Origin of the sequence: Rhizobium etli CFN 42 (assembly GCF_000092045.1) — a bacterium.
Classification (GTDB): domain Bacteria; phylum Pseudomonadota; class Alphaproteobacteria; order Rhizobiales; family Rhizobiaceae; genus Rhizobium; species Rhizobium etli.
The window spans coordinates 149639-173542 of sequence record NC_007766.1 but is presented as its reverse complement, the minus strand read 5'-3'; the positions used below and the strand labels follow the sequence as shown (position 1 = coordinate 173542).

Sequence of the window (23904 nt, the reverse complement as noted above, 5' to 3'; positions counted from 1 at the left end):
AGCCTTCCGATGGCCAAGACCATTCTCGACATCAAGGGTCTGCGCAAGACTTACGGTATCCACGAAGTTCTCAAGGGGGTCGATTGCGCCGTTCAGGAAGGCGAGGTCATCTCCATCATCGGCTCCTCCGGCTCCGGCAAGACCACCTTGCTGCGCTGCGTCAACATGCTTGAGGAATTCCAGGGCGGCACGATCAGCCTCGACGGCGAGGAGATCGGCTATCACGTCGACGGCGCGACGCGGCGGCGCAAGAGCGAGAAGGAGATTGCGCGCCAGCGCGCCCTGACCGGCATGGCTTTTCAGCAGTTCAATCTCTTCCCGCATATGAGTGCGGCCGAAAACGTCATGCTCGGCCTCGTCAAGGTGAAGAAGATGACGAAGCCGGAAGCCCGCATCATTGCCGAAAAATGGCTCGACCGCGTCGGCCTTGCCGCCCGCGCCAACCATTATCCCGGTCAGCTCTCCGGCGGCCAGCAGCAGCGCGTCGCAATTGCCCGCGCTATCGCCATGTCGCCGCGGCTGATGCTGTTTGACGAGGTGACCTCAGCGCTCGACCCGGAACTGGTGGGCGAAGTCCTGCAGGTGATCAAGGGGCTTGCCGCCGACGGCATGACCATGCTGCTCGTCACTCATGAGATGCGTTTCGCCTACGAGGTTTCGTCCCGCGTGATCTTCATGAACCAGGGCGTCATCTGCGAGGAGGGCGATCCGAAGGAAATGTTTGTGCGCCCGAAGACCGAACGGTTGGCGGAATTTCTCAAGACCTCGAGCTTCAATTAGAGCTTTTCCGGGTTAGCTTGAAGCATTCTGCCGGAGCAGGTTTTCGTCAGGGCAGAGGCGATTGGCGATGGGCATACCCCCACAAGGTACGTCCGAGCCGATCGCCTCTGATTCTGGCGGAAACATGCCCGGCCCTTCGGGTTGGCTGAAACGGGCCGGCTGATAGACGGCCGGCTTGGCCGTAGAGCTGGGCTACGACGCGCGCCAGCCGGTCGACCAAAGTGCTGCCATCCGGATCGCGGAGATCGGGTCTTTGAGCGGCGGCGATGGCCGGGGGAGGGGCGGGCGCTCGCCCAAATTACGTCCAGTCTGCACCTCCGGCAGGCAGATTATGCGCCAAAAATTCGTGACGGTTGGAAAACCTGGAGCGCGGGGTTTTGGCACGCGCTTTGCTTCCCGTCTTGTATGCAAGATAGCCACACATCCGAGACCACGCAGAAATCCATTGAGGCAGCGATCGTCTCCGGGATCCTTTCTGCCAAGATCCGGCCGGGCACCCGTCTTGGCGAAAATCAGCTGGCAGTGCTTTTCGGCGTGTCCCGAACCCGTGTCCGTGAAGCCATGATGCGTCTGGAGACACGCGGCATCGTGCATGTCAGCCCCCGGCGCGGCTGGTTCGTCGTCGAGCCCTCCGCTGAGGATGCGATCGCCGTTTATGAGGCGAGGCGTGTCGTCGAGGCCGGATTGCTGCGCAGTATGGGCGTACTGACGGAGGAGGGGCGCAAAGCTCTCGACATCCATCTGAATGAGGAGAGGAATGCAATGGCGGCGGGCGACCGCCAGCGCTTGACCTATTTGATGGGCGATTTCCATATCCGTATCGCGGAATTGAGCGGGAACACGATCATCGTCGACATCCTGCGCGACCTGACCGCGAGGACGATTCTCATTTCGATGCTCTACCAATCCGAATTTCATGCGGCGCAGTCCCACGAGGGGCACTGCCGTATTTTTGAGGCCATGCAGTCAGGGGATTTCGTCAGAGCCGCAGAGCTCTCCGTCGAACATCTTGATGAAGTGGAAATGGGCCTCGACCTCACGGCGCGCCCGGATCCGCTTTCGGATCTGCGCAATTCCCTGTCGCTTCCGCTAAAGGCCGCGTCCGCCATCTCCCGGCAATCAGACCCCAGAACCACAACTTCAAAGGAGCAATAAACACATGCTGACAAGACGGATCTTCTTCGCAATCGCGACCCTGGCCGCGACCTTCGGCTTCAACGCGCCGTCTCACGCCGATGCTCTCGCCGATATTACGGCGCGCGGTACGCTGCGTGTCGCAGTCCCGCAGGATTTCCCGCCCTTCGGCAGTGTCGGCACCGATATGGCGCCCATGGGCTACGATATCGACATGGCCAACCTCATTGCCGAAAAGCTCGGCGTCAAAGCCGAGCTGGTGCCGGTCACGAGCGCCAACCGCGTCCCCTATCTGCAGACGAACAAGGTCGATCTCGTGATATCGAGCCTCGGCAAGAATCCGGAGCGCGAGAAGGTGATCGATTTCTCGGTCGCCTACGCGCCCTTCTTCAACGGCGTGTTCGGGCCGGCCGATCTTTCGGTCGCCAAGGCGGAAGATCTCGCGGGCAAGAGCATCGGAGTCACGCGCGGCGCCGTGGAGGATCTCGAGCTGACGAAGATCGCGCCGGCCGATGCCACGATAAAGCGTTACGAGGACAATAATGGCACCATCTCCGCCTTCCTGTCCGGCCAGGTCGACATCATTGCCACCGGCAACGTCGTGGCGGCTGCGATCCTCGCCAAAAATCCTCCCAAGCGCCCGGAGCTCAAGTTCCTGATCAAGAACTCGCCCTGCTATATCGGCCTCAACAAGGAACAGTCCGCGCTTCTGGAGAAGGTGAACGGCATTGTCGCCGCCGCCAAAGCCGATGGCACGCTGAACGCCATATCGCAGAAGTGGCTCGGTGCCGATCTGCCGTCCGATCTGTAAGGAAACCGGGGTCTCGCGCATGTCTCCTGCGGCCGCGGGATGACATGCGCTCCGTCACCGCAAGAGGGGACATTCCTTGAGCTACCATTTCGAATTCAGTTGGCTGCTTCAATATTATCCCGAGATCATCAAGGGTGTGCTGATTACCCTGGAGCTTATCGCGATTGGCGGTGTGCTCGGCATTTCGCTCGGCATCTTCTGCGCCTGGGTGCGGGCACTCGGCCCGGCCTGGCTGAAGCCGATCGTTGCGGCCTACGTCGAACTGATCCGCAACACCCCGTTCCTGATCCAGCTTTTCTTCATCTTTTTCGGTCTGCCGTCGCTCGGCCTCCACCTTTCCGAATTGACAGCCGCCAACCTTGCCATGGTCGTCAACCTCGGCGCCTATAGCTGCGAGATCATCCGTGCCGGCATCCAGGCAACGCCGAAAGGCCAGTTCGAGGCAGGCGAGAGCCTCGCCATGACGCGCTTCGAGACTTTCCGCCATGTCGTTCTCGTGCCGTCGTTACAGCGCATCTGGCCGGCGCTGTCGTCGCAAGTGGTCATCGTCATGCTCGGCTCAGCGGTCGTATCGCAGATCGCCGCCGAGGATCTGACCTTCGCCGCGAATTTCATACAATCGCGAACCTTCCGCGCCTTCGAGGCCTATATCGTCTCGACATCAATCTATCTCGCGCTGGCGATCCTGCTGCGGCAGGTGCTGGGCCTGATCGGCTGGTTCATCTTCCCCAGGAGGGCAGTGCGATGATCACGTTCACGCTTTGGGACATCCTACGCAACCTGCTGCTCGCCACCCGCTGGACTGTCCTTCTTTCGCTGGTCTCGTTCGTCGGTGGCGGCATGGTTGGCTTGTGTCTGCTATTCCTGCGCATCAGCAGGCGCAAGCCCCCCAGGGTACTTGCAAAATATTACATCGAGCTCTTCCAGGGCACGCCGCTGCTGATGCAGCTCTTCATCGCCTTTTTCGGTCTCGGCCTTTTCGGAATAGACGTGCCGGCTTGGCTTGCCGCGGGATTGGCGCTGATCCTGTGGAGCGCCGCCTTTCTCACCGAGATCTGGCGAGGCTGCGTCGAAGCGGTTGCGAAGGGGCAATGGGAAGCTTCCGCCAGCCTCGGCATGGGGCGTCTGCAGCAGATGCGTTACGTCATCCTTCCGCAGGCGCTGAGGATTGCCATACCGCCGACCGTCGGTTTCTCCGTTCAGATCATCAAGGGCACGGCGCTGACCTCGATCATCGGCTTCGTCGAATTGTCGAAGGCCGGCACCGTGGTCACCAACGCCACCTTCCAGCCCTTCACCGTCTATGGGCTCGTGGCGCTCATCTATTTCGCCCTTTGCTGGCCCTTGTCGAAAAGCAGCCAGATCCTGGAGAGAAAACTCAATGTCGCTCATCGAAATCACTGACGTCCGCAAGAGCTACGGATCCAACGAAGTACTGAAAGGCATCAACCTGAATGTCGAGCCTGGCGAGGTCATTGCCATTATCGGCAAGAGCGGTTCGGGCAAATCGACCCTGCTTCGCTGCATCAATGGTCTTGAGACCCTCACCAGCGGTTCCATCTCCGTGGCGGGGGCGCAACTCATCGATGACGAAGTCCATCTGAAGGCGCTGCGTCTGAAGGTCGGCATGATCTTTCAGCAATTCAATCTCTTCCCGCATCTGACTGCCGGCGGCAATGTCATGCTGTCGCAGACGGTGGTCAAAAAGACACCCAAGGCGGAAGCCGAGGCCACCGCCCGCAAGATGCTGGAGCGTGTGGGGCTGGGTCACAGGTTCGGTGCCTTTCCGGATGAGCTCTCGGGCGGGCAACAGCAGCGCGTCGCCATCGCCCGCGCGCTCGCCATGCAGCCGGCAGCCCTTCTCTGCGACGAGATCACCTCGGCGCTCGATCCGGAACTGGTGGCCGAAGTTCTGGCGGTCGTGCGCGAACTTGCCGCCGAGGGAATGACGCTGCTGATGGTCACGCACGAGATGAAGTTCGCCCGCGACGTCTGCAGTCGCGTCGTTTTCATGCATCAGGGCCGTGTCCATGAAGCAGGCCGGCCGGAGGATGTCTTCGCCAATCCGCAGACTGCCGAGCTCAGGCAGTTTCTCGGTGTCAACGCAGATATGCCCGGCAAATCTGCAAGACTTTAGAATGCCGGACGCACCTATCGCTCGCCACAGCGAAGCGGTGCTGCCTCGATGCCGGGCATTTCTCTAGCCAGGATCAAAGGCGATCGGCTCGGACGTACCAATGGATATGCCTTCGCCAATCGCCTTTGCCCTGACGAAAACCTGCTCCGGCAGAGTGCTTCAAGCTAGCCCGAAAAGGTCAACTCAGTGGCTCAGCATCTCCTCGGCGATCTGCTTACCACTCAGGCTTGAGGGGTAGTAGGTCGGCCAGTTGGTGACCTCATTCAGGAGCGCAGCGCGGTCATTGCCCCAATATAGATGGTAGTGGTCGGCCTTCTCGGGGGCGACGATGTGGTCGCTGAACTGTATGAACTGAGGTGCCGCGTCATCGCCGGCGCTTTTCCTGAAGATGAAACGAACCCCTCGATTGCCTTTCTTGTAGGTGAGGATTTCGTGCCCATCCGTCTCGTAGTCTCCGGTCACTGAGTCCTTGCCGCGGGAAAACGTAACCGTCTTTCCGCTGATGACGATCCGGTCGACGTCGGTCTTGTATCCCGTCTCGTAGTAGGCACGATATTCCCCGGCGTTCTTGTCGCCACGTTTCGCCTTGTCGCCCATCACCGGATCCAAGGTTCCGTCGACAAGATAGGGGTAGACCGACTGCCAGTCGCCTTCCCAATCCGACAGTTCGCGCGCCTTTACCAGATCGTCATCGAAACACCCATCATACACCGACCCCTTTTCATCGTGGGTATGGCTGTGGTTGTGGTTGTTTCCCGAGGATGTCCCAGCGCCTGCCATTCCTGCAAACGTCAATGTCGCGGAAACTGCCAGTGCGTAGCTGAGTGTTGTCATCGCCTTGTTCATTCACCGAAACCCTTTCGATTGGCCGTCACGGCTGGTTCTAGTCCGTAATGTAATAACATTACCAGTGCGAACTAGCGCGGTTTGACGGCAAGCGCAAGGCGAAAACCGCTGAGACGCATCGCTTGGGTCACCATGCACGACACCAAGTCAATTCAGGAGGCGCCCGTCGTTAGGCGCGGTCGGCGAGCACGTGATTGGACGGTCCAGTGACGGGATCACAGGCAGGAGCCGTCTTTTCCTCGTCGATCCGCTGCAGATCACGCTCGCTCATCGCAATCAATCCCATCCGCAATCTCCCACGTCAGCAAACGCGGGGAGTGTGACATTCCAACTTTGCAGAAACAGGACATTCTAACTTTGCGGCTACACTAACCTATCGCATAAGTTCTATTATGGAACTTAGTTCCTGACCTCTCTCAGGCAGCACTGGACCAAGCTTCACAGCACAAATCTATCGAGCGTCTGATGGTGAGATCGAGCCACGCACAGGGGGCGTTGGTATCTTTCCCAACGACGGCCGCTACTGCGCGAGGACTCCCGAACGGCGGCGGTTGGTCCTACGTCGCCGAGGCTGCAGCCAGCCGGCCAAACCGAGTGCGAGGGCAGAGAGTGTCATCTCAAGTTCCTGATGGTCCTCGCTTTCAGGCGCGAGTCGCCGGAAGCGGTGGTTGCGGATGAGAGTGATTGCGAACCCTTGCGGTCCGCCGCAGATTTCCGGCAACCCACCTTGGCGCAAGGTGGCCGGAGCTGGTGGTTGCGAGGGTCCTAGGCCACTTCAAAACCCAGCTGGCGCAATGCGGCGACAGCGGCATCCTGGTCCTGCTGGTAGTTGCCTCCGGAAATCCCGATACCGCCGATCAGCCTTCCATCCTCGAGGATCGGATAGCCGCCCCCGACGGCCACCATGCGCGGCCGGTGCGCAAGCGGTGCAACCTTCGGATCGCCGGTCACGTAGTCGTTCCAGACGTGGGTTGCGAAGCCGAAGGACGAGGCGGTCCAAGCCTTGTCGATAGCGACGTCCACCGTCAGAAATGGCGCGCCGTCCGTTCGCTCGAAAGCGCGCAGATTGCCGGTCGCATCGGTGACCGCCACGGCCGCCTCGATGCCGATGTCGCGGGCCGCGGCCAAAGCAGCCTCGATGAGGGCGGCCGCGGCCTGGCGGTTGATCGAGGCCGTCGAAATCGATTTCGTGAATTCGGGTGCAGTGCTCATGCGAGCCTCCTTGATGAGGGGTCGTTCGACTTTCTTGGATTTGTTCGAAAAGACGTGGAGCGTGGATCAGCGTTGCAGCCCGAAACCCTCGATCACTACCTTGCCTCTTGCGGTGCCGCTCTCCACTAGGGCGTGAGCCTGTTTTAGATTGGCGGCGTTGATCGGCGAAAGCCGGTTGGTAAGCGTCGTGCGCAACCTGCCCTCGTCGACCAGGCGCGAGACGTCGTTCAGAAGGCGGCCCTGCTCCGACATGTCCGGCGTGCCGAACATCGGGCGGGTGAACATCAGTTCATGATGGATCGACACTGCCTTGCGCTTGAACAGCATTATGTCGAAAGCAGAGGGATCATCGATTAGGCAGAACCGCCCCTGCGGGGCGATGAGGTCTGCGATTTCGGCCGCATGCTTGTCGGTGTGCGTCGTCGAGAACACGAAGGCAGGCGCTCCCAGTCCCAGCGCGGCGACTTCTGCCGCCAGCGGCTTGGAATGGTCGATGACATGATGCGCACCCAGCGATTTAACCCACTCCTGCGTCTCGGGACGCGATGCCGTGGCGATCACGGTAAGGTCGGTGCGTTGTCGGGCAATCTGGACTGCGATCGACCCGACGCCGCCGGCTCCGCCGACGATCAGAATCGCTGGCGCCGCGCCAGGCACCGGCTTATTCACGTCGAGCCGGTCGAAGAAGGCTTCCCAGGCCGTGATCGACGTCAGCGGCAAGGCGGCAGCTTCGGCCCAGTCCAGCGTTTTCGGCTTGCGGCCGACGATGCGCTCATCCACGAGGTGGAATTCGGCGTTGGTGCCTGGCCGAATGATCGAGCCCGCGTAGAAGACTTCATCGCCGGGTCGGAAGAGCGTGACGTCCGGGCCGACGGCGCTGACGATCCCGGCGGCATCATAGCCGATCACCTTCCAGTCTGTGCCATCCGGGGGGGTGCTACGGCGGACCTTGTAATCGACCGGGTTCACCGACACCGCCTTCACCTCGACCAGGATGTCATGTCCGGCAGGCGCGGGCTTCGGCAGTTCGATGTCGAGGAGTGATGCATCATCGGTAATCGGGGCGGGTTTGTTGTATCCAACGGCTTTCATAAAAGTATCTCCTGGTTGCCGGAGACACAGTTAGTTCGTATTGTAATTCTGCGCGATACGCACAAAAATTGCCTATAGTATCAGAAAGGATACCATTATGGCCAAGCCCCGCCACTCCCGCTTCGACTGCGCGCCTGGCTGTTCGGTTGAAGCGGCGATCAGCCTCATCGATGGCAAATGGAAATGTGTGATCCTCTTCCACCTGCTGGAAGGGACTATCCGCTTCAATGAGATCAGACGCCGCGTGCCCGCAGTCACCCAGCGGACGCTGACAAACCAGTTGCGCGAGCTTGAGATGGACGGGCTCATCGTGCGCAAGGTTTACGCCGAAGTGCCGCCCAAGGTGGAGTACAGCCTCTCGGAGCTTGGGCTCAGCATGGCGCCCGTGCTCAGCGCGCTCAAGGAGTGGGGCGACTTGAACATCAGCCGCTTCGGCAAGGCTCCGGCCTCGGCATTGGCCGCTTAAGTCCCGGAGATGGAAATCTCCGCTGACGGATCCATGATCGCCTCGCCATGTTTGCTGGTGTTTCCAATGAAACTGGAGCACCTGGAGCACATGGATGCAACGAAGGAAGTTCAGCCGCGAATACAAGCTCGAAGCGGCGAAGTTGGTGCGAGAGTGCGGCGTCAGTGTTGCGCAGGCAGCTAGCGAGCTGGACGCCTTCAGGAGCAGATCGGTCTGTCGCTTGTCCTCGCTGGCTCGTCTGCTCAACGGGTTCTTCAGCCAGGCATAAAATCCGCTCGGATGAACCGCAGAAGCCGACACATCGTCACGAAACAAGCGATGAAAGGCAATGAACGCGTACTTCACTTTGCATCCCTGGCGAAATACGCGGCCGCTTTTTTGGGACGTCTCGCTCCTCGGTGACGCGAGCCAGTTCCTTCTTCAGCCACCTGATCTCCTCGGCCTCGTCGTTGCCCTGGCGTTCGACGCAGCAAACTTCTTTTTCCATTCGTAGAGCGAATGCCGGCTGATGCCGAGGCGCTGCGAAACCTCCGCAACCCGATAGCCTCGCTCCGTGATCTGGCGCAAGCAGGTAGTCACAAAATTGCTCGCCCGGTTCCTTGACCAGGACTTCCATCCATTCATCTAGTCCGGCAGCCTGGGGTCGGATAGGATACTGTCAGGAGTTCGATGGTAAGATCAACCGGGCGCCTTTTGTCGCTACCGGTTCAGAAGGCGTAGATCAATTTCGTAACGCTGTGACACCGTCGCGCCTAGATACTCGAGATGATCACTCACGCGCGATCGTAGGTAAATGACGTCAGCAACGTGGTTACAAAGTTGCTCGCCCTTTCCTTGACAAGCACTTCCGTCCATTCATCCGTCCCGCGCAGCCTCAGCTCCGTATAGATGCTATCCACCGCTGCTTCTTCGATGCGTTTGATATGCGTCTTGAAGCTCGCTTCGCCTCCTGCGTGAGACATGTCACGAATGACCATGCGCAGGATCTCACTGTGGGCGTACATCCCAATGATCCAAGCGATCAACGAGAATCTACTGAAAATTCCGGCTCTTGATCTTCAGCGTATCGATGTGAAGATCCGGCGTGAACATATCCCTCGCCCGAACCCCCGGAGGCGCTTTTTCGCGTGAATCCGGGCTGCCGGGAGAGCCATGGGCGAATTCATCGCCGCGTCCCGTAGGCGGATGGAATGCTCCGTCGCGCCCGGCAAGCCCTGACAGATCTGCCGAAAGATCGAACAGTTGCTGGGCGACCAGGTGAACCACCTCACCTTCCCGCTGGATCCTGCCGTTGATCGCCATCATGCTGGCGCCGAGCACCACCCGGCGCGACCGCTCGAACAGTTTTGGCCAGACGACGACATTGGCAATGCCGGTCTCGTCCTCGATGGTGATGAACATCACGCCCTTGGCCGAACCCGGGCGCTGGCGCACCAGCACCAGCCCGGCCACCATAAGCCACTTTCCGTCGCGTGCCGCCATCGCCTCGGCACAGGTGACGATCCGGCGCTGGGTAAGATCGGCCCGTAGGAACCTCAAAGGGTGCTCCCGGAGCGTCAGCCCGACGTGACTGTAATCCTCGACGACGTTATGACCGTCCGTCATCTGCCTGAGCTCGACGTCCGGCTCCTGCTGCTCGGCAATCGCCCTTGCCTCGCGTTCGGCTGCGGCCGTGAACAGAGGCAGCGGCTCGTCGCGCAGCGCCCTGATCGCCCAGAGCGCATCGCGTCGTTCGAGGCGCAATGACGGCAGGAACGCGTCTGCCTCGGCAAGCTCGACAAGGGAGGCCACGGGCACACCAGACCGGCGCCACATATCGTCCACCGATGCGAAGGGCTCGTCGGCGCGGGCGGCGACAATGCGGGCGGCGTCGGCGGTCGCCAATCCGCGCACCAGACGCATGCCGAGCCGTACGGAATGCCGCTCCGTGCCTTCGACCTCCTCGAGCGTGGAGTCCCAACGCGACCGGTTGATGCAGACTGGTCGCACCTCGACGCCGTGTTTCCTCGCATCGATGACGATTTGGGCGGGCGCATAAAATCCCATTGGCTGCGAGTTCAGCAGTGCGGCGCAAAACACATCCGGGAAATGACATTTGATGTAGTTGCTGGCATAGGCAATCAGCGCAAAAGAGGCCGCATGGCTTTCGGGAAAGCCATAGGAGCCAAAACCTTCCAGCTGCGAAAATGTCTTTTCAGCGAATTCCATTGTGTAACCGTTTCGAATCATCCCGCTCACAAGCTTGTCCTGGAATCGCGAGACGCCGCCGGTGAACTTGAAGGTCGCCATGGATTTCCGCAGCTGGTCGGCTTCGCCGCCGGTGAACCCCGCGCAGACCATCGCCACCTTCATCGCCGACTCCTGGAACAGCGGCACGCCGAGCGTCTTGTGCAGGACTGCCTCCAGTTCGGGGGTCGGATACTCGACCTTCTCCTTGCCTTCGCGGCGGCGCAGATATGGATGGACCATGTCACCCTGGATGGGGCCGGGACGGACGATCGCCACCTGGATCACGAGGTCATAAAAGGTTTTCGGTTTCATCCGCGGGAGCATCGACATCTGCGCCCGGCTCTCGATCTGGAAGGTGCCAAGCGTGTCAGCCCTGCGGATCATTGCATAGGTCGCCGGATCCTCCTGCGGGATGGTGGCGAGCTCGAGATCTTGATGCTTGTGCTCGCCGATGAGAGCGAAGGCCTTGGCCATGCAGGTCAGCATGCCAAGCGCCAGCACATCGACTTTCATCATCTTGAGCGCCTCGACGTCATCCTTGTCCCATTCGATCACCTGGCGGTCGGCCATCGCGGCCGGCTCGATCGGCACGAGATGATCCAGCCTGTCATGGGTGAGGACAAATCCACCCGGATGCTGGCCAAGATGCCGCGGCGCACCCATCAGCTGCTGGGCGAGCCGGAGGGTCAGGGCGAGACGGCGATCCTCCGGATTGAGGCCGAGAGCACGCACTTGGTTCTCGCCGACCGTTTCCGACCAGGACCAGATGCCGGAGGAAAGCGCCTTGATCAGGTCCTCGGGCAAGCCCAGCGCCTTGCCGACGTCACGAATAGCGCCCTTGGCCCGATAGCGTGTTACCGTCGAGCATAGAGCCGCCTTGTCATGGCCGTAGGTCTTGTAAATCCACTGAATGACCTCCTCCCGCCGCTCATGCTCGAAATCGACGTCGATGTCGGGCGGCTCGTCGCGTTCCTGGCTGACGAAGCGTTCGAAGAGGAGGTCGTTTGTCTCCGGGTCGATCGAGGTGATGCCGAGCACATAGCAGACGGCGGAATTCGCCGCCGACCCCCTGCCCTGACAGAGAATTCCCTGCGAACGGGCATAGCGGACGATCGAGAAGACCGTCAAAAAATAGGGGGCATATTTCATCGTCTCGATCAGGGACAGCTCGTGCCGGATCGTCTTTTCGACATGCGCCGGCAGGCCTTCCGGATAGCGCGTCTTCACGCCTTCCCAGGTGTAGTGCTCCAGCGACTGCTGCGCCGTCATGCCCGGGATCAAAGCCTCCTCGGGATACTGGTAGACGAGCTCTTCCAGACTGAACCTGCAACGCTCGACGATTTCGGCCGTCCGTGACAGCGCTTCCGGGTAGCGGGGAAACAGACGCGCCATCTCTTCCGGTGGCTTCAGGTAGCGGTCCGCATGCCGCTCGCGCTCGAAGCCGACATCGTCGATAGTCGTGCCGGTGCGAATGCAGGTGACGACATCCTGCAGCTGCCGCCGGCCGGGTTCATGAAACAGCACGTCATTGGTGACGACCGTCTTCACCCGATGCTGCGCCGCCAGGTTGGACAGCTTGTGCAGCCGCAGCTGATCGTTCGGCCGCCGGCGTAGACAGAGCGAGACATAGGCGCGGTCGCCGAAAATCTCGGCCATCTTCCTCAGCTGCACGGCGCAGCCATCGTCCGGCATATCCGGGACCAGGATGCCGATCAGGCCTTCGGAATAGTGCGCTACATCCTTGAGATGCAGAATGCAGTTGGCTTTGCCGCCGCGGCCCTTGCCCAAGGTCAAAAGCCGCGTCAGCCGCGAATAGGCGGTGCGGTCGGTGGGGTAGACGATGATCGACATCCCGCCCTGGAGATCGAGCCGGCAACCTACGACGAGCCGCAGGCCGGTGGCGCGCGAGGCTTCGAGCGCCCGAACAATGCCGGCCAGGCTGTTGCGGTCGGCGATGCCGAGCGCCGCGATGCCCATGAGCTTCGCCGTCGCAAAGAGTTCCTCGGCCGAGCTTGCGCCGCGGAGGAACGAAAAATGCGTGGTGACCTGCAGTTCGGCGTAGCGCATTAGGCAAACACCCCATGCAGGAACCATTTGTGTGATCCGGTGTCGGCGTCAACGCCATCGCCGGAGCGGAAAATCCAGAAGCGCTCGCCGGCGTCATCCTCGACAACGAAATAGTCGCGCACCGCGATCCATTCGGAGCTGCGCTGCCACCATTCCCCGAATATCCGCTCAGGGCCGTCGGCGCGCTTTACCCGGCGCCGCTTGCCGCGCCAGGTGAACGAGACCGGCGGATGGTCCGGCAGCAGGGCAATCACCTCGATCGCTTCCGGGTGTCCCAGAAGCCTGGATGGCCGCTGCCAATGGAGCGGCCAGGTGGCGCCGCTCTCGTCGGCCGTCGGTGCGATCCGCTGGATACTGCGCTCGGGCACGTCGCTTGCGACAGGCGCGACACGGAAAATCCGCTGGCCGCCGCGGTTGCCGAGCACGTCGATGAGCGGCGTCACATCGGTCACCTGTTCTTCGATCAGGGAAGACGTTGACTGCATCTCGACGAGCGGCTCGGCGATGATGGCGGCGAGGCTCAGCTTCTCGATGCCGAAGCCGGGCTCGATCTTCTCGATCCGGTCGCGGAAGAGTTTTGTCAGCCAAGCGATATCTCGGACGGGCTTGGCCGTGCCGGCCCGAAGCGATTGGATTGTGTTGTCGACGCGGTGGACGATCAGATCGGCGCGCCGCACGCCAAGTCCGCGCTTCTCGAGCTCCAGACAGAGCTGCCGCACCAGGCGGCTCACATATTTCTCGATCGTCTCCGGTGCGCCGATCGGTTCGGCAAAGGATCTTTGGACCTCGACGATATCCGCCGGCCGGATGGGATCGATGGGCTCGGCGAGCCGGCCGAACATCTGGTCGAGGTGGCGCCCGACCTCGGGCCCGAAACGCAGCGTCAGTGGCGCCCGCGGCGTCACTGCCAGATCGCCAACGGTGGCGAAGCCGAGGGTTCTGAGGCTCCCGACGATCTCGGCCGGCAACCGCAGCGAGGATAGCGGCAAACGATTGACCGCTTTGGCGGTGTCGCCGCGGGGGATGATGACCGTCTCGCGATCCTTAGACCGGGCGAGCGCATGCGCGGCACCCCAGGTGTCGGCGATCGCCGCGCGCGCCGCGAGACCCCGGGCACGGAAGCGGTTGACGAGACCGGAGAGCATCAGGTCCTCGCCGCCCTGCAGGTGATCGGCGCCTTCGGTATCCATGACGATGCCATCAGGGGGATCCATGGCGACAACGGGTGAATATTGCGACAAGGCCCAGAGCGTCAGCCGTTCAAGTGTCGCGCTGTCAGCCATCGGATCGGCATCGATCATCGTCAATCCCTGGACCAGCGCCTGCGCCTTGGCAGCCGGCATGCCGACGCGCAAGCCCCGTTTGTGCGCTGCCCCGTCGGCCGCCGCCACCCATCGCTTCGACCCGCTCCTGGCGATCACCACCAGCGGCGTGTCAGGAGATAGCGAAGGATCGGCGCGCCTGATCCGGTCGGTCGGCAGTGTCGGAAGAAAGACAGATACGACCCTTGCCATCACATGCTCCGATAATGAATTCTCCTCCCTCGCCTGCCCTGACCCGCATCAGTTCTGCCAGCCAGCGCGCGCGGCCGACGCCCGGCACGGGGAGCGGCTCGGACGGCAGCACCGAGATCCGCCAACGGGTTACAGCTGCCGTCGGCATGCCGAAATCGGAGGCTTCCGTCTGGCGCCGCCATCGGCGGATCACCAGGCCTAACGTGCCCGACTTTTCCGCCGCAAGCTGCAGCCGGCGCGAAGCCGTCATCGGCAGGCGCACCAGTTCGGCGACGACGGCGCCGAGGCCGCCATACCGCAACGCCTCTTCGAAGCTTGCGAGCACCGTCTCTTCCTTGTCGCATTCGACGAAGATGACGCGATCGGGGTGAAGTCCCACCTGGGCAAGTGCTGGAAAGAACAGATCGAAGCGGGTGAGGCACCAGACCACCTTGCCGGTGGTCCGGGCCGCGATGCCGCCGATGAAGAGCGCCGCGGCCGCGCCGTCGATCGCATCGTTCCCGCCGCCGGCGACTTCGTGCAGGGCACCAAAGGCCAGGCCACCTCCGGGCAGCTGCGCATCGATCTCGCCAACCCCAAACGGAAGCACACTGCGACGGCGCGAGCCCGCTCCTTCCAGGCTGGCGATTTTCTCGCGCAACTCGTCGAGAACGGCATTCGAAGTGGCGACTGATGTGGTCATGATCTCCTTACGGCAACCCGTCTTGACTTGCGAAAATGCGATATGTTCTTTATTTGTTCTCAAAGCAAAAACGAGTCAATGCGCGCCGGACGCGTTCAAGTTGAGCGGGGCGTGGACCTGACGGATTCCATAAACGGATTCAATTCGATGGCTAAATTGGGAATTTTTTCACATGGCCCGACCAGACCTGTCGAGTGATGTGAGACTGAAGGATTATCGTGAGCCGGTTATCGAATTCAGCTGTCGGCGATGTGACCGCCATGGCGCGATCGAGCGCAAGTTGTTGGTGAAAGCGTTTGGCGCCGATGTGAGCTTCGCGGTACTCCGCCGGCGGATGGCCATGGGCTGCGAGCGCATGCAAACGCCGGACAAATGCGGCGCGCGCTTCCCATGTCTGGGGGACACAGATGGTCCTGATGGAAGCCAGTCATGACAAATGATGAAGGTCTCGAGCGGCCGCGCAAGATCATCCATATAGATATGGATGCCTATTACGCGTCGGTTGAGCAGCGCGATAATCCGGAATTACGCGGCAAGCCGATTGCCGTCGGTGGATCAGCCGCCCGCGGCGTGGTGGCGGCGGCGAGCTATGAGGCGCGCAAATTCGGCGTGCACTCTGCGATGCCGTCGGTCACCGCGAAACGGAAGTGCCCCGACCTCATCTTCGTGCCACCGCGCTTCGATATCTACAAGGCGGTGTCGCAGCAGATCCGCGAAATCTTCGCCGAATACACGCCAATGATCGAGCCGTTGTCACTCGATGAGGCCTATCTCGATGTCACGCACAATCTCAAAGGCATGGAAATCGCCACCGAAATTGCGCTGGAGATCCGCGCTAGGATCAAAGCGATCACCGGCCTCAACGCCTCGGCCGGCATCTCCTACAACAAGTTCCTCGCCAAGATGGCGAGCGATCTCAACAAGCCCAACGGCCAAGCGGTCATTACGCCGCGCAATGGGCCGGCTTTCGTCGAGGCCCTTCCCGTCAAGAAATTCCATGGCGTCGGCCCGGCGACGGCGGAAAAGATGCACCGGCTTGGAATCGATACCGGCGCCGACCTCAAGGGAAAGACGCTCGAATTCCTGGTCGAGCATTTCGGGAAGTCCGGTCCCTATTTTTACGGCATTGCCCGCGGCATCGATGAGCGCCAGGTCAAGCCGAACCGGGTGCGCAAATCCGTCGGCGCCGAAGATACCTTCTCGCAGGACCTCCACGCTTACGAGCCGGCCCGCGAGGCGCTTCAGCCGCTGATCGAAAAGGTGTGGGGTTATTGCGAGGCCAATGGGATCGGCGCCAAGACGGTGATGCTCAAGGTCAAATATGCCGATTTCAACCAGATCACCCGCAGCAAGACCGTTCCCATTCCTCTGGCCGCGATCGCCGATCTGGAGGAGATCGTGGGCCTGCTGCTGGCGCCGATCTTTCCGCCCCGAAAGGGCATTCGCCTGCTTGGCGTCTCGCTGTCGTCGCTCGAAAGGCGCGCCGCCGGAACGGAACCGCAACTGCGGTTGGCGCTTTAGATCGCGAGCATCGGCTGGGCAGGCTCGCAGGCGCGGCGCTTGACCCGGAAGGTGCCCGCCGGCAGCGGCCGCAGGATTTCCTCTTCGGGGACAACTCCATTGAGCCAGTCTATGCGCTGGTCGCGTGTCAGCACCGCCATCTGCCGATCGTGAATAGGCGCGATGTCGGCATTCGCCTCGATGGTCAGGATGGCATAGGCCTCCGGCCAATCCTCAGTCGCCGGGCGCCAGATTCCCGCGAAATAGAACCAGTCGCCGTTGGCGAGTGAAAAGCTGAAGCTCTTGTGGCGAAACTCCGAAGCCGGCACCAGGCAGCGGTAGCTCGGGAATGTCCGCCCTTCCGATCGGACGACGTTAACGGCGCGCGGGCCGCCGTCGCGGGGTCGCAGCCCCCATGGCAGCTCCACCATCTCCACATCGCCGTCATGGCGCCTGATGATGACACGGCGCTCGTCGAGCGGGGCATCGGACTGGAAAGCGGTCGCGTTCATTATGGATGGAACATATCAGGAACGAGCACATTAGACAAGGCTGATGGATAATCCTGTTCGGTTCGCTGAACTGCTAAACTCCGTGCATGCGCGCCGGTGAGACCGAACTTCAGATGGTCATGCGACACGTTCTAGATGGCGCCGCCATCGTCGCGCGGCAAACTTTACTTATCAAAAGGCCGGTCGCGCTCCGCCTGCCAACAAGGCAAGCCGAGGAACTCCTCGTCCTGCTGGAACACATTCAATCCGGGCATATATTGCACCTGCAGCGCCTGGGTGGTGCGGTAATGGGACCCCCCTCGAAGGGAAGAGCGATGTGCAATGACTATCGGCTGATGGTGGATGTCTCCTCGGTTGTCGAGGATTTCGCCGACATCAAGATCAAGATCCGCTTCGGCGAAGGCGCGCCGAACCTCGAAGCGCGCGAGGACATCAAGATTACCGATATAGGCCCGATAGTCAGACCGATCGACGGAACCCGTGACGAGGGAGAGCTCGTGCAGCGGCGCTGGAGCTGGCCGGGACCGAACAAGCGGCCGGTCTATAATTTCCGCTCGGAAGGACGGGAGTTCACCTCCAATCGCTGTCTGATCATTTCCGATGGCTTTTATGAGTTCACCGATCCGAAGGACCCGAAAAAGAAGCGCAAGGACAAGTGGCTGTTCACCAAAAAGGACGAGCCGATCTTCTGCATTGCCGGCATCTGGCGCGACACGCCGGACGTCGGTCAGGCCTTCACCATGCTGACGATGGAACCGGGTCCAGACATCGCGCCCTACCACGATCGGCAGATTGTTATCCTGGAACGCGGCTCCTGGGCCGACTGGCTCGATCCATCGGTTTCTGCGAAGTCGCTGATCAGGCCGCTTTCCGCGGGCACCCTCGCTGTAGAACAGGTCGGGTAATCCCGGCGCGGCAGCAATATTGCCTCGGTCCGTCTCGCAGCAAAACGGTTTGCTTGCCGTTTTCACAACGTCCCTAGAGAGACCAAGTCCTAGCACCATCGATTTGAGTCTCGTCGCACCGGCATCGCGTGAGTAATCCCTTGCGATCACTCAACTGAAGGAGTCGACTCTTCAGATCCACTCTGATGCACTGCCAGCATGACAAAGCCACCAGGAAAGAAGACGCAACCAAAAAAGGAGAGCCCCGCGGAGGGGGGCTCAAGTTGGGGACTTGCGACGAGCCGGGCGGAGGCATCATGAAGAGTTGGCTGCCATTCAAGCTCCGCGCGGCTGACCAAATTACTATTAGTGCTGCTGATTTGTTCCCGCCTGAAAAGCGTTTTTTGTCGGCACTGTGCGCGCAGCCTCATAGAAGTTGGTCGAGGCGGTCCCGAAGCGGTTGTAGCTCCCACCTGCCATGGCGACGAGTTTGCTACGATTACGGATGCTGACTTTGCCGCGCGTCGACCTGATCATGCCTTCGCCTTCAAGAAAGGCCAACGCCGTGGAAACTCCAGCGCGCCGGACTCCAAGCATCATAGCCACGAACTCGTGCGTCATAAGAAGTTCGTCGCTTCCGGCACGGTCATGGCTCATCAGGATGAGGCGGGCCAAACGTTGGTTTAAAGAGTAGTGGCCCAAGGCAAGTGCTGTCTCCGCCAATTGCACCATCACCGAGTGAGCGTATCGGAGAAGCCTCTCGCGCAGTGAAGGGCTACGCTCCGCCGCCTCCCGAATAGCCCATGTAGGAATGCGGATGGCAGAACCTGCTTCTTGAACAAAGCTCCGCCATGACGTTCTGTCGGCCCCCAGGAGAACAGAGACACCGGTCATGCCTTCCCGGCCCACACTGAAGACTTCGAGGCTTCGGCCGCCTTGTGTTGTCGTAACCGCGGCGACGATCCCGCGCTCGATGAAGTGGACATGCTGAATGGGAGCATCAGGCTCAACAAGGATATCTCCGACGTCGAGCTTGACCGGTTGAAGATCGGCCTCCAGCCATCGCATTTCGTCTGAAAACGAGTTCAGCAATTCATTGCGGAACATCGGCGGGACTTTTTGTAACATCGAGCCTCTCCGTTGCGACGGGATACAAGCTCTCATGATACCAAGCGATGGATCTTCATTACCATTAACTAATTTAAGCGTGGAACCGTCCAAACACAACGGGCTATAAGACGCGAGGGTCGATCAGATCAGGAGCCGAACTAAAGAATCCTCGTCTTTCACTCCATGCTGGAACGACTGGATTACTCGCATTGCCAGTTCTTCCCGATCGGCCGTGGTCACGATCTGCCGCGCCGAGCTGACGTGGTCAAAGACCCTTTGGCAAAGAGCAACCTCGTCATCGTTCAGCACGCTTTGAGTTTGGAATACAGTAGACAGGATCATAACGCCGTTGCTCCCGATGATAACCGTAGGGCGCGAGCGCGATGCTTCAACACGACAGGATATCACGACTTGTGTTTGGCCTACACAAAAGGCGTCGGGCCGCGCGGAGCGTCGCTTTGGGAGCAGACCGGGAAACTTACCTCCGCACGACCCAACATCCGGGGTCGATGGATCACTAAGAGGAAGCCTTTGCGAACAAAAAGATAATTGCTTTCTCCCGCGATCCAGTGAGCTAACCTGATTGTCAGTTTATGGTTCCCGTACGATGCCGGACGAAAAAACCCCGCACCGGCGGGGTTAGGGTGAGGGGGTTATTTTGTAAGCATTGCGCACCGAGGCGCTTACAACTATTTTGCGCGATGTTCTATTATGGAGCAATAAGTAGTACTGCACTCATTTCGAGTTATGTTTCTGGATGTAAAGTAACGTGTTGTACGTTTTCGTACAATAGGAGAAGTCAACTAGAAACCGAAGTAACTGGCCCTATGATATTAGTGCCGCCCGGCGATTATTTGCTACCCAGCACGTGTCTCCTGTTTGTCGGGCGGCCATCCGGCTTTTCATCAGTCACACCAATTATTGCGCCGCGTAGGGTTCAAGCTGTGAGCAAAGCCCTAGCGCCGCTCGACAAAGCAGGATCTGGAAATCGCCGCGGGAGAGTCCGTAATCAGATCAGCGGATGTTCGCGCGGAGTGGAGGCGCTGTTCACGAGAATGCTTGAGGCCTCGGCAAGAGCTAGTTGCGAGCCGCTTGGCAGCTGCGCGGAGGTAGCTGAACGTCAGAAATCAGCTTCGGAGAACAATTCGACGATCCAGTCGAGAAAGACGCGCACCCGCGGTGAAAGCTGGCGGTTCTGCGGGTAGAGCGCGGTAAGCGGTGTCGGCGGTGGAAGAAAGTCGGCAAGAACCTCGACCAGCGTCCCTTCGTCTAGGTCCCGCTGGAGGCGGTAACGCGGCGCTTGAATGAGGCCGAAGCCGAGGCGGGCGAGATCGGACATTGTGTCGGAGTTGTTGACCGTTAGCCGGCACGGCAAGGTTACCGAGCGTACAGTGCTACCGACCGTGAACTCGAGCGGCATGACCTGCCCGGTGCGGGACGATATGAAGCCAACGGCGCGATGCCCCTCCATCGCGTCGGGTGAGCGTGGCACTCCGTGCCTCGCTATATAGGCTGGGCTGGCACAGGTGATTTCAGCAATCATCCCGAGGCGACGCATGATCAGGCCGCTATCAGCAATCTCTCCGGCGCGGATGACGCAGTCGATACCCTCCCTGACGAGATCGACCAGCCGGTCGCCCTGCCCGATCTGCAGGTCCAGCAGAGGATAACGATCGAGGAATTCATTGAGCCGCGGCAACAGGAATGTGCGTGTCAGCAAGGGATGGGCGTCGACGCGCAGCAGGCCGCGCGGTTGCATGTCACGGAAGACGTTTTCCGCCTCGTCCACCTCCGCCAGGATCGCAACACATCGCCTGTAGAAGGCAGCGCCGTCCAGTGTCGGCGCGACATGGCGGGTGGTTCGCTCGAGAAGGCGAACGCCGAGATCGTCTTCCAACTGCTTGATCGCTTCAGTGGCCGTGGAACGTGCAAGCCCAAGGTCGGACGCCGCGGCGGCGAAGCTACGCCGCTCGACGATCCGGATAAAGAGCTGCATGCGGTCAAGCCGATCCATGTCTTTATTCACCATAGCCGAATTATGTTGTCAAATGTTGTCGGATTGTTCTTCTGGGTCGCCGGCAATACCTCCTGTCCGTAAAATAGGAGAAAGGTGACATGACCATCAAAGGACAGCGCGTCGCTATCGTCACCGGCGCATCGAAAGGCATCGGCCGAGCCATTGCGCTCCGGCTGGCGCAAGACGGCGTCGCCGTCGTGGTGAATTACGCAAGCAGCCTTCAGGCGGCTGATGCGGTCGTCGCAGACATTGAATTGGCCGGCGGAAAGGCTCTCGCGGTGCAGGTTGACATAAGCGGTCCGGCCGCGGCTGCCGATCTGTTCACCGCGGCCGAAGAGCGCTTCGGCGGGACCGACATCCTGGTCAACAATGCCGGGATCATAAAACTGGCTCCGATTGCCGATTCGGACGACGCGAGTTTCGAGCAGCAGATCGCCATAAACCTCACAGGGACATTCCGCGCCGTGCGCGAAGCAGCCCGTCGGCTCCGCGATGGTGGGCGCATCATCAATTTCTCTTCCAGCGTCGTCGGCGCTTACGGGCCGAGTTACGGTGTCTATGCCGCAAGCAAAGCGGCCGTCGAGGCGATCACGCACGTCGCCTCGAAGGAACTCGGCCGGCGCGGCATAACCGTCAATGCGGTCGCGCCCGGTCCCGTCGAGACAGAACTGTTCATGTCCGGCAAGCCCGACGAACTGGTCCAGCGAATTGTCGGCACCATTCCGCTGGGGCGCCTAGGCCAACCGGACGACATTGCCTCGGTCGTTTCCTTCCTTGCCGGTCCGGAAGGCGGCTGGGTGAACGGTCAGGTGCTACGCGCCAATGGCGGCATGATCTGAAGCAGAACCCCCAAGAAAGGAGAGTCCTATGCCATTCGTTAACATAAAGACCCCTGAAGGCGCGCTCAGCCGCTCCCAGAAGGAAGAAATCGTGCACAGAGCCACCGACATGCTGGTGGAGTATTTCTCGGAGGCGGCACGGCCACACACAATGGTGCTGATCGAGGAAGTAAAGGACGGCGGATACGGGCGCGCGGACGAGATTTTCATCCTTCCGGGTACCTATCGCGCGAAAGAAAATTAATTCCGAACGTGATCGGAAGCTGGTGCGGAGGTTCCGCACCAGCTCGCCCTACCGGGGGTGCCGGTCAGAAGACGCGAGGAGCGTGACCTGCCTGCCGGACATGTTCCCGGAGGCCCGGAATTAAGCACCTCATCCAATCTCCGCGAAGCAGACTCGCGGTTGGAGGCGCGGGAGAACGCCAGGACAAGCTCGGCGAGCGCATTCCTGGCTGGTGTTACCGGCATCCGTCAGGAGCCCGCCCACGCCTAATGCGAACGGCCGGACCCATAGCGGTGCCTTGGACTCGATTAGATCCGGGCACCACCTGTTGCATCGATCTTCTGGCCGGTCGTCCAGCGCGCATCAATGCGAGGAAAACGATGAGGTCGGCGACATCCTCCGCCCGCGCCTCATCGTGCCGCCGCCCTCGATCGAGAATAGCGGCGGACCTTCGTCGTAGCCAACGAACGTCATCTAGCGTCCCGAATCCGATTTGACTGCACGCCTTTCAATGAGTTTCCAGGCCTTGCTGTCAACCGCAGGCGCGTCGTCTTCCACGAGGACGCTATTTACATCTGAGGAAGGGCAAGATTGCCGAGGTGTTCTCCATAATCGATAAAGCAGCAATGGTCAGTCATTGGCTCTCTACTTGAGCCGGGTTGACTCAAGTTCCTGTCATGCCTGCAGCGTTCGGCATCGCCGAACAACAGAAATGCTTTGTGCCTACTAATTCGAACAGAGCTTCTGCAGTACATGATTGTCATCAACCCCGGCATCGAGGCCGCCTCAACAAAAGCAAAGGAAGTTATGATGTCCAGACTTGCAAACAAGACCGCCCTCATTACCGGCGGCACCAGCGGCATCGGGCTTGAAACCGCACGCCAATTCGTCGCCGAAGGCGCTCGGGTCGCTGTGACAGGCAGCAGCGCGGCCAGTGTTGAGAAGGCGCGCAAGGAACTTGGCGAGAACGTGATCGTCATCCAGTCAGACGCAGGCGACGTTGCCGCCCAGAAAGACGTGGTAAACCAGGTGAAGGAAGCTTTCGGTCAGCTCGACGTCCTATTTGTAAACGCTGGCGTCGCTCAATTCGGCCCAGTTGAGAGCTGGTCGGAGGACGATTTCGACAAGTCGTTTGCGACGAACGTGAAAGGCCCCTATTTCCTGATCCAAGCTCTCCTGCCTGTCCTTTCAAAGGGTGCCTCGATCGTGCTGAACACGTCGATCAACGCGCACATCGGCATGCCGAACTCCAGCGTCTATTCGCTGACAAAGGGCGCGCTTCTAACACTGGCGAAAACGCTGTCGGGTGAACTGGTGGGGCGCGGCATCCGCGTCAACGCCATTAGCCCGGGCCCGATCGCAACCCCGCTGTACGGAAAGCTCGGCATGTCGGAAGCCGATATGAAGGCTATGGCCGAAGGTGTGCAGAACCAGATCCCGGCCGGCCGTTTTGGTGACGTGTCAGAAGTGGCGAAGACCGTGGTGTTCTTTGCATCGGACGAGGCGTCCTTTATCGTCGGCAGCGAGCTCGTCATCGACGGCGGCATGAGTAACCTCTAATAGAGGTCCAACCTCTCAGGACCAGAATATGCAGATCGACCTTAAAGGAAGATAGCTCTGGTGACAGGATCCAAGGAAGGCATAAACTCGCTTCCAGCGAGGTCATTCAGAAGCGCCTCGCTTCGAGGCCGAAAATAGGCGCCGCCGGCGTTTGCTCGCGGGACCAACTTCGTCAATTTTGGTGTTTTGAGCGCCGCCGCGCGTCGTCGTCTGCGGCATCAAGCAATTTTAGCAGGTCTCCGAACAACTCGTTGGAATCCATAGGAGGCTCAAAATCCGGAAGGGCATC

At 60.3% G+C, this 23904-nt stretch carries 24 protein-coding genes and 3 pseudogenes; 14 read left to right on the top strand and 13 right to left on the bottom strand.

The features are described 5' to 3' along the window. The first annotated feature begins 9 nt into the window (after positions 1-9). From RHE_RS27285 to RHE_RS27260, 6 genes are all read left to right on the top strand, one after another. Complete coding sequence (locus tag RHE_RS27285) at positions 10-780, top strand: amino acid ABC transporter ATP-binding protein (RefSeq protein ID WP_011428472.1); 771 nt, start codon at positions 10-12, stop codon at positions 778-780. A 405-nt stretch (positions 781-1185) separates the two neighbouring features. After that, a complete protein-coding gene (locus RHE_RS27280) occupies positions 1186-1935 on the top strand; it encodes a GntR family transcriptional regulator (protein ID WP_011428471.1) in 750 nt (249 codons plus the stop codon). Positions 1936-1939: 4 nt separating this feature from the next. Then, the gene (locus RHE_RS27275) at positions 1940-2725 is read left to right on the top strand and encodes a transporter substrate-binding domain-containing protein (RefSeq protein WP_011428470.1); all 786 of its coding nucleotides are present in this window, start codon (positions 1940-1942) and stop codon (positions 2723-2725) included. A gap of 76 nt (positions 2726-2801) precedes the next feature. Continuing rightward, complete coding sequence (locus RHE_RS27270; RefSeq protein WP_011428469.1) at positions 2802-3473, top strand: amino acid ABC transporter permease; 672 nt, start codon at positions 2802-2804, stop codon at positions 3471-3473. Next, positions 3470-4129, top strand: coding sequence for an amino acid ABC transporter permease (locus RHE_RS27265; RefSeq protein WP_011428468.1), 660 nt, complete (start codon positions 3470-3472; stop codon positions 4127-4129). Before RHE_RS27270 ends, RHE_RS27265 begins: the two co-directional genes overlap by 4 nt. After that, positions 4107-4862 carry an amino acid ABC transporter ATP-binding protein gene (locus RHE_RS27260; protein WP_011428467.1) on the top strand — a complete coding sequence of 252 codons (756 nt, stop codon included), beginning with the start codon at positions 4107-4109 and terminating at the stop codon, positions 4860-4862. The genes RHE_RS27265 and RHE_RS27260 overlap by 23 nt, the downstream gene beginning before the upstream one ends. Positions 4863-5045: 183 nt before the next feature. Here the strand turns inward: RHE_RS27260 and RHE_RS27255 are convergent, their stop codons facing one another. The 3 genes from RHE_RS27255 to RHE_RS27245 form a co-directional block, all read right to left on the bottom strand. Further along, positions 5046-5708, bottom strand: a complete 663-nt coding sequence (locus tag RHE_RS27255; RefSeq protein WP_042119985.1) for a ZinT family metal-binding protein — start codon at positions 5706-5708, stop codon at positions 5046-5048. Positions 5709-6473: 765 nt separating this feature from the next. Then, a complete protein-coding gene (locus RHE_RS27250) occupies positions 6474-6920 on the bottom strand; it encodes a GlcG/HbpS family heme-binding protein (RefSeq protein ID WP_011428465.1) in 447 nt (148 codons plus the stop codon). A 66-nt stretch (positions 6921-6986) separates the two neighbouring features. Continuing rightward, the gene (locus RHE_RS27245; protein ID WP_011428464.1) at positions 6987-8012 is read right to left on the bottom strand and encodes a zinc-binding alcohol dehydrogenase family protein; all 1026 of its coding nucleotides are present in this window, start codon (positions 8010-8012) and stop codon (positions 6987-6989) included. A 97-nt stretch (positions 8013-8109) separates the two neighbouring features. On the opposite strand from RHE_RS27245, the gene RHE_RS27240 reads away from it, so the two are divergent. Continuing rightward, positions 8110-8478: a winged helix-turn-helix transcriptional regulator gene (locus tag RHE_RS27240; RefSeq protein ID WP_011428463.1), complete on the top strand. Its 369-nt coding sequence runs from the start codon at positions 8110-8112 to the stop codon at positions 8476-8478. A 94-nt stretch (positions 8479-8572) separates the two neighbouring features. Next, positions 8573-8671 (top strand): annotated as a pseudogene (locus RHE_RS27235) (transposase); the annotation flags it as partial. Here the strand turns inward: RHE_RS27235 and RHE_RS34595 are convergent. The 5 genes and pseudogenes from RHE_RS34595 to RHE_RS27215 all read right to left on the bottom strand — a co-directional run. After that, positions 8665-9102, bottom strand: a pseudogene (locus tag RHE_RS34595) (transposase); the annotation flags it as partial. The pseudogenes RHE_RS27235 and RHE_RS34595 overlap by 7 nt on opposite strands. Before the next feature lie 149 nt (positions 9103-9251). Beyond that, a complete protein-coding gene (locus RHE_RS27230; protein WP_042120049.1) occupies positions 9252-9482 on the bottom strand; it encodes a hypothetical protein in 231 nt (76 codons plus the stop codon). Positions 9483-9510: 28 nt separating this feature from the next. Beyond that, the gene (locus tag RHE_RS27225; RefSeq protein ID WP_011428460.1) at positions 9511-12774 is read right to left on the bottom strand and encodes an error-prone DNA polymerase; all 3264 of its coding nucleotides are present in this window, start codon (positions 12772-12774) and stop codon (positions 9511-9513) included. Then, positions 12774-14288 carry a Y-family DNA polymerase gene (locus tag RHE_RS27220; RefSeq protein ID WP_073990431.1) on the bottom strand — a complete coding sequence of 505 codons (1515 nt, stop codon included), beginning with the start codon at positions 14286-14288 and terminating at the stop codon, positions 12774-12776. The genes RHE_RS27225 and RHE_RS27220 overlap by 1 nt, the downstream gene beginning before the upstream one ends. Continuing rightward, complete coding sequence (locus RHE_RS27215; RefSeq protein ID WP_011428458.1) at positions 14209-14970, bottom strand: ImuA family protein; 762 nt, start codon at positions 14968-14970, stop codon at positions 14209-14211. The genes RHE_RS27220 and RHE_RS27215 overlap by 80 nt, the downstream gene beginning before the upstream one ends. A 172-nt stretch (positions 14971-15142) precedes the next feature. Here RHE_RS27215 and RHE_RS34590 point away from each other — a divergent pair, with 172 nt between their 5' ends. Both RHE_RS34590 and dinB read left to right on the top strand, forming a co-directional pair. After that, entirely contained in the window at positions 15143-15403 is a 261-nt protein-coding gene (locus tag RHE_RS34590) for a hypothetical protein (protein WP_073990430.1), read from the top strand. Continuing rightward, entirely contained in the window at positions 15400-16491 is a 1092-nt protein-coding gene (gene dinB, locus RHE_RS27210) for a DNA polymerase IV (protein ID WP_011428457.1), read from the top strand. The genes RHE_RS34590 and dinB overlap by 4 nt, the downstream gene beginning before the upstream one ends. Here the strand turns inward: dinB and RHE_RS27205 are convergent. After that, a complete protein-coding gene (locus RHE_RS27205) occupies positions 16488-16985 on the bottom strand; it encodes an SOS response-associated peptidase family protein (protein WP_187331746.1) in 498 nt (165 codons plus the stop codon). The two genes, dinB and RHE_RS27205, sit on opposite strands and share 4 nt — an antisense overlap. Before the next feature lie 311 nt (positions 16986-17296). Here RHE_RS27205 and RHE_RS27200 point away from each other — a divergent pair, with 311 nt between their 5' ends. Further along, positions 17297-17887, top strand: a complete 591-nt coding sequence (locus tag RHE_RS27200; RefSeq protein WP_042119982.1) for an SOS response-associated peptidase family protein — start codon at positions 17297-17299, stop codon at positions 17885-17887. A gap of 345 nt (positions 17888-18232) precedes the next feature. On the opposite strand, the gene RHE_RS27195 is transcribed toward RHE_RS27200, so the two are convergent. The 3 genes from RHE_RS27195 to RHE_RS27185 all read right to left on the bottom strand — a co-directional run bounded on the left by RHE_RS27195 (position 18233) and on the right by RHE_RS27185 (position 20990). Then, positions 18233-18994, bottom strand: coding sequence for a Crp/Fnr family transcriptional regulator (locus RHE_RS27195; RefSeq protein WP_011428454.1), 762 nt, complete (start codon positions 18992-18994; stop codon positions 18233-18235). 123 nt (positions 18995-19117) lie between these two features. After that, positions 19118-19318: a hypothetical protein gene (locus tag RHE_RS27190; protein ID WP_016736083.1), complete on the bottom strand. Its 201-nt coding sequence runs from the start codon at positions 19316-19318 to the stop codon at positions 19118-19120. Positions 19319-20096: 778 nt separating this feature from the next. Next, complete coding sequence (locus RHE_RS27185; protein ID WP_042119981.1) at positions 20097-20990, bottom strand: LysR family transcriptional regulator; 894 nt, start codon at positions 20988-20990, stop codon at positions 20097-20099. Between the two features lie 101 nt (positions 20991-21091). On the opposite strand from RHE_RS27185, the gene RHE_RS27180 reads away from it, so the two are divergent. Together RHE_RS27180 and RHE_RS27175 are read left to right on the top strand one after the other, a co-directional pair. After that, positions 21092-21832: an SDR family oxidoreductase gene (locus RHE_RS27180; protein WP_011428452.1), complete on the top strand. Its 741-nt coding sequence runs from the start codon at positions 21092-21094 to the stop codon at positions 21830-21832. Between the two features lie 28 nt (positions 21833-21860). Further along, positions 21861-22076, top strand: a complete 216-nt coding sequence (locus RHE_RS27175) for a tautomerase family protein (RefSeq protein WP_011428451.1) — start codon at positions 21861-21863, stop codon at positions 22074-22076. A gap of 287 nt (positions 22077-22363) precedes the next feature. Here the strand turns inward: RHE_RS27175 and RHE_RS35015 are convergent. Next, positions 22364-22461, bottom strand: a pseudogene (locus RHE_RS35015) (short-chain dehydrogenase); the annotation flags it as partial. A 404-nt stretch (positions 22462-22865) separates the two neighbouring features. On the opposite strand from RHE_RS35015, the gene RHE_RS27170 reads away from it, so the two are divergent. Beyond that, positions 22866-23615, top strand: a complete 750-nt coding sequence (locus tag RHE_RS27170; protein ID WP_011428450.1) for an SDR family oxidoreductase — start codon at positions 22866-22868, stop codon at positions 23613-23615. Positions 23616-23904 lie beyond the last annotated feature (289 nt).

Coding starts and splice junctions, on each gene's coding strand:
- RHE_RS27285 (WP_011428472.1), top strand. CDS start 10: ATGGCCAAGACCATTCTCGACATCAAGGGTCTGCGCAAGACTTACGGT.
- RHE_RS27280 (WP_011428471.1), top strand. CDS start 1,186: ATGCAAGATAGCCACACATCCGAGACCACGCAGAAATCCATTGAGGCA.
- RHE_RS27275 (WP_011428470.1), top strand. CDS start 1,940: ATGCTGACAAGACGGATCTTCTTCGCAATCGCGACCCTGGCCGCGACC.
- RHE_RS27265 (WP_011428468.1), top strand. CDS start 3,470: ATGATCACGTTCACGCTTTGGGACATCCTACGCAACCTGCTGCTCGCC.
- RHE_RS27260 (WP_011428467.1), top strand. CDS start 4,107: ATGTCGCTCATCGAAATCACTGACGTCCGCAAGAGCTACGGATCCAAC.
- RHE_RS27255 (WP_042119985.1), bottom strand. CDS start 5,708: ATGAACAAGGCGATGACAACACTCAGCTACGCACTGGCAGTTTCCGCG.
- RHE_RS27250 (WP_011428465.1), bottom strand. CDS start 6,920: ATGAGCACTGCACCCGAATTCACGAAATCGATTTCGACGGCCTCGATC.
- RHE_RS27245 (WP_011428464.1), bottom strand. CDS start 8,012: ATGAAAGCCGTTGGATACAACAAACCCGCCCCGATTACCGATGATGCA.
- RHE_RS27240 (WP_011428463.1), top strand. CDS start 8,110: ATGGCCAAGCCCCGCCACTCCCGCTTCGACTGCGCGCCTGGCTGTTCG.
- RHE_RS27230 (WP_042120049.1), bottom strand. CDS start 9,482: ATGTACGCCCACAGTGAGATCCTGCGCATGGTCATTCGTGACATGTCT.
- RHE_RS27225 (WP_011428460.1), bottom strand. CDS start 12,774: ATGCGCTACGCCGAACTGCAGGTCACCACGCATTTTTCGTTCCTCCGC.
- RHE_RS27220 (WP_073990431.1), bottom strand. CDS start 14,288: ATGGCAAGGGTCGTATCTGTCTTTCTTCCGACACTGCCGACCGACCGG.
- RHE_RS27215 (WP_011428458.1), bottom strand. CDS start 14,970: ATGACCACATCAGTCGCCACTTCGAATGCCGTTCTCGACGAGTTGCGC.
- RHE_RS34590 (WP_073990430.1), top strand. CDS start 15,143: ATGGCCCGACCAGACCTGTCGAGTGATGTGAGACTGAAGGATTATCGT.
- dinB (WP_011428457.1), top strand. CDS start 15,400: ATGACAAATGATGAAGGTCTCGAGCGGCCGCGCAAGATCATCCATATA.
- RHE_RS27200 (WP_042119982.1), top strand. CDS start 17,297: ATGTGCAATGACTATCGGCTGATGGTGGATGTCTCCTCGGTTGTCGAG.
- RHE_RS27195 (WP_011428454.1), bottom strand. CDS start 18,994: ATGTTACAAAAAGTCCCGCCGATGTTCCGCAATGAATTGCTGAACTCG.
- RHE_RS27190 (WP_016736083.1), bottom strand. CDS start 19,318: ATGATCCTGTCTACTGTATTCCAAACTCAAAGCGTGCTGAACGATGAC.
- RHE_RS27185 (WP_042119981.1), bottom strand. CDS start 20,990: ATGGATCGGCTTGACCGCATGCAGCTCTTTATCCGGATCGTCGAGCGG.
- RHE_RS27180 (WP_011428452.1), top strand. CDS start 21,092: ATGACCATCAAAGGACAGCGCGTCGCTATCGTCACCGGCGCATCGAAA.
- RHE_RS27175 (WP_011428451.1), top strand. CDS start 21,861: ATGCCATTCGTTAACATAAAGACCCCTGAAGGCGCGCTCAGCCGCTCC.
- RHE_RS27170 (WP_011428450.1), top strand. CDS start 22,866: ATGTCCAGACTTGCAAACAAGACCGCCCTCATTACCGGCGGCACCAGC.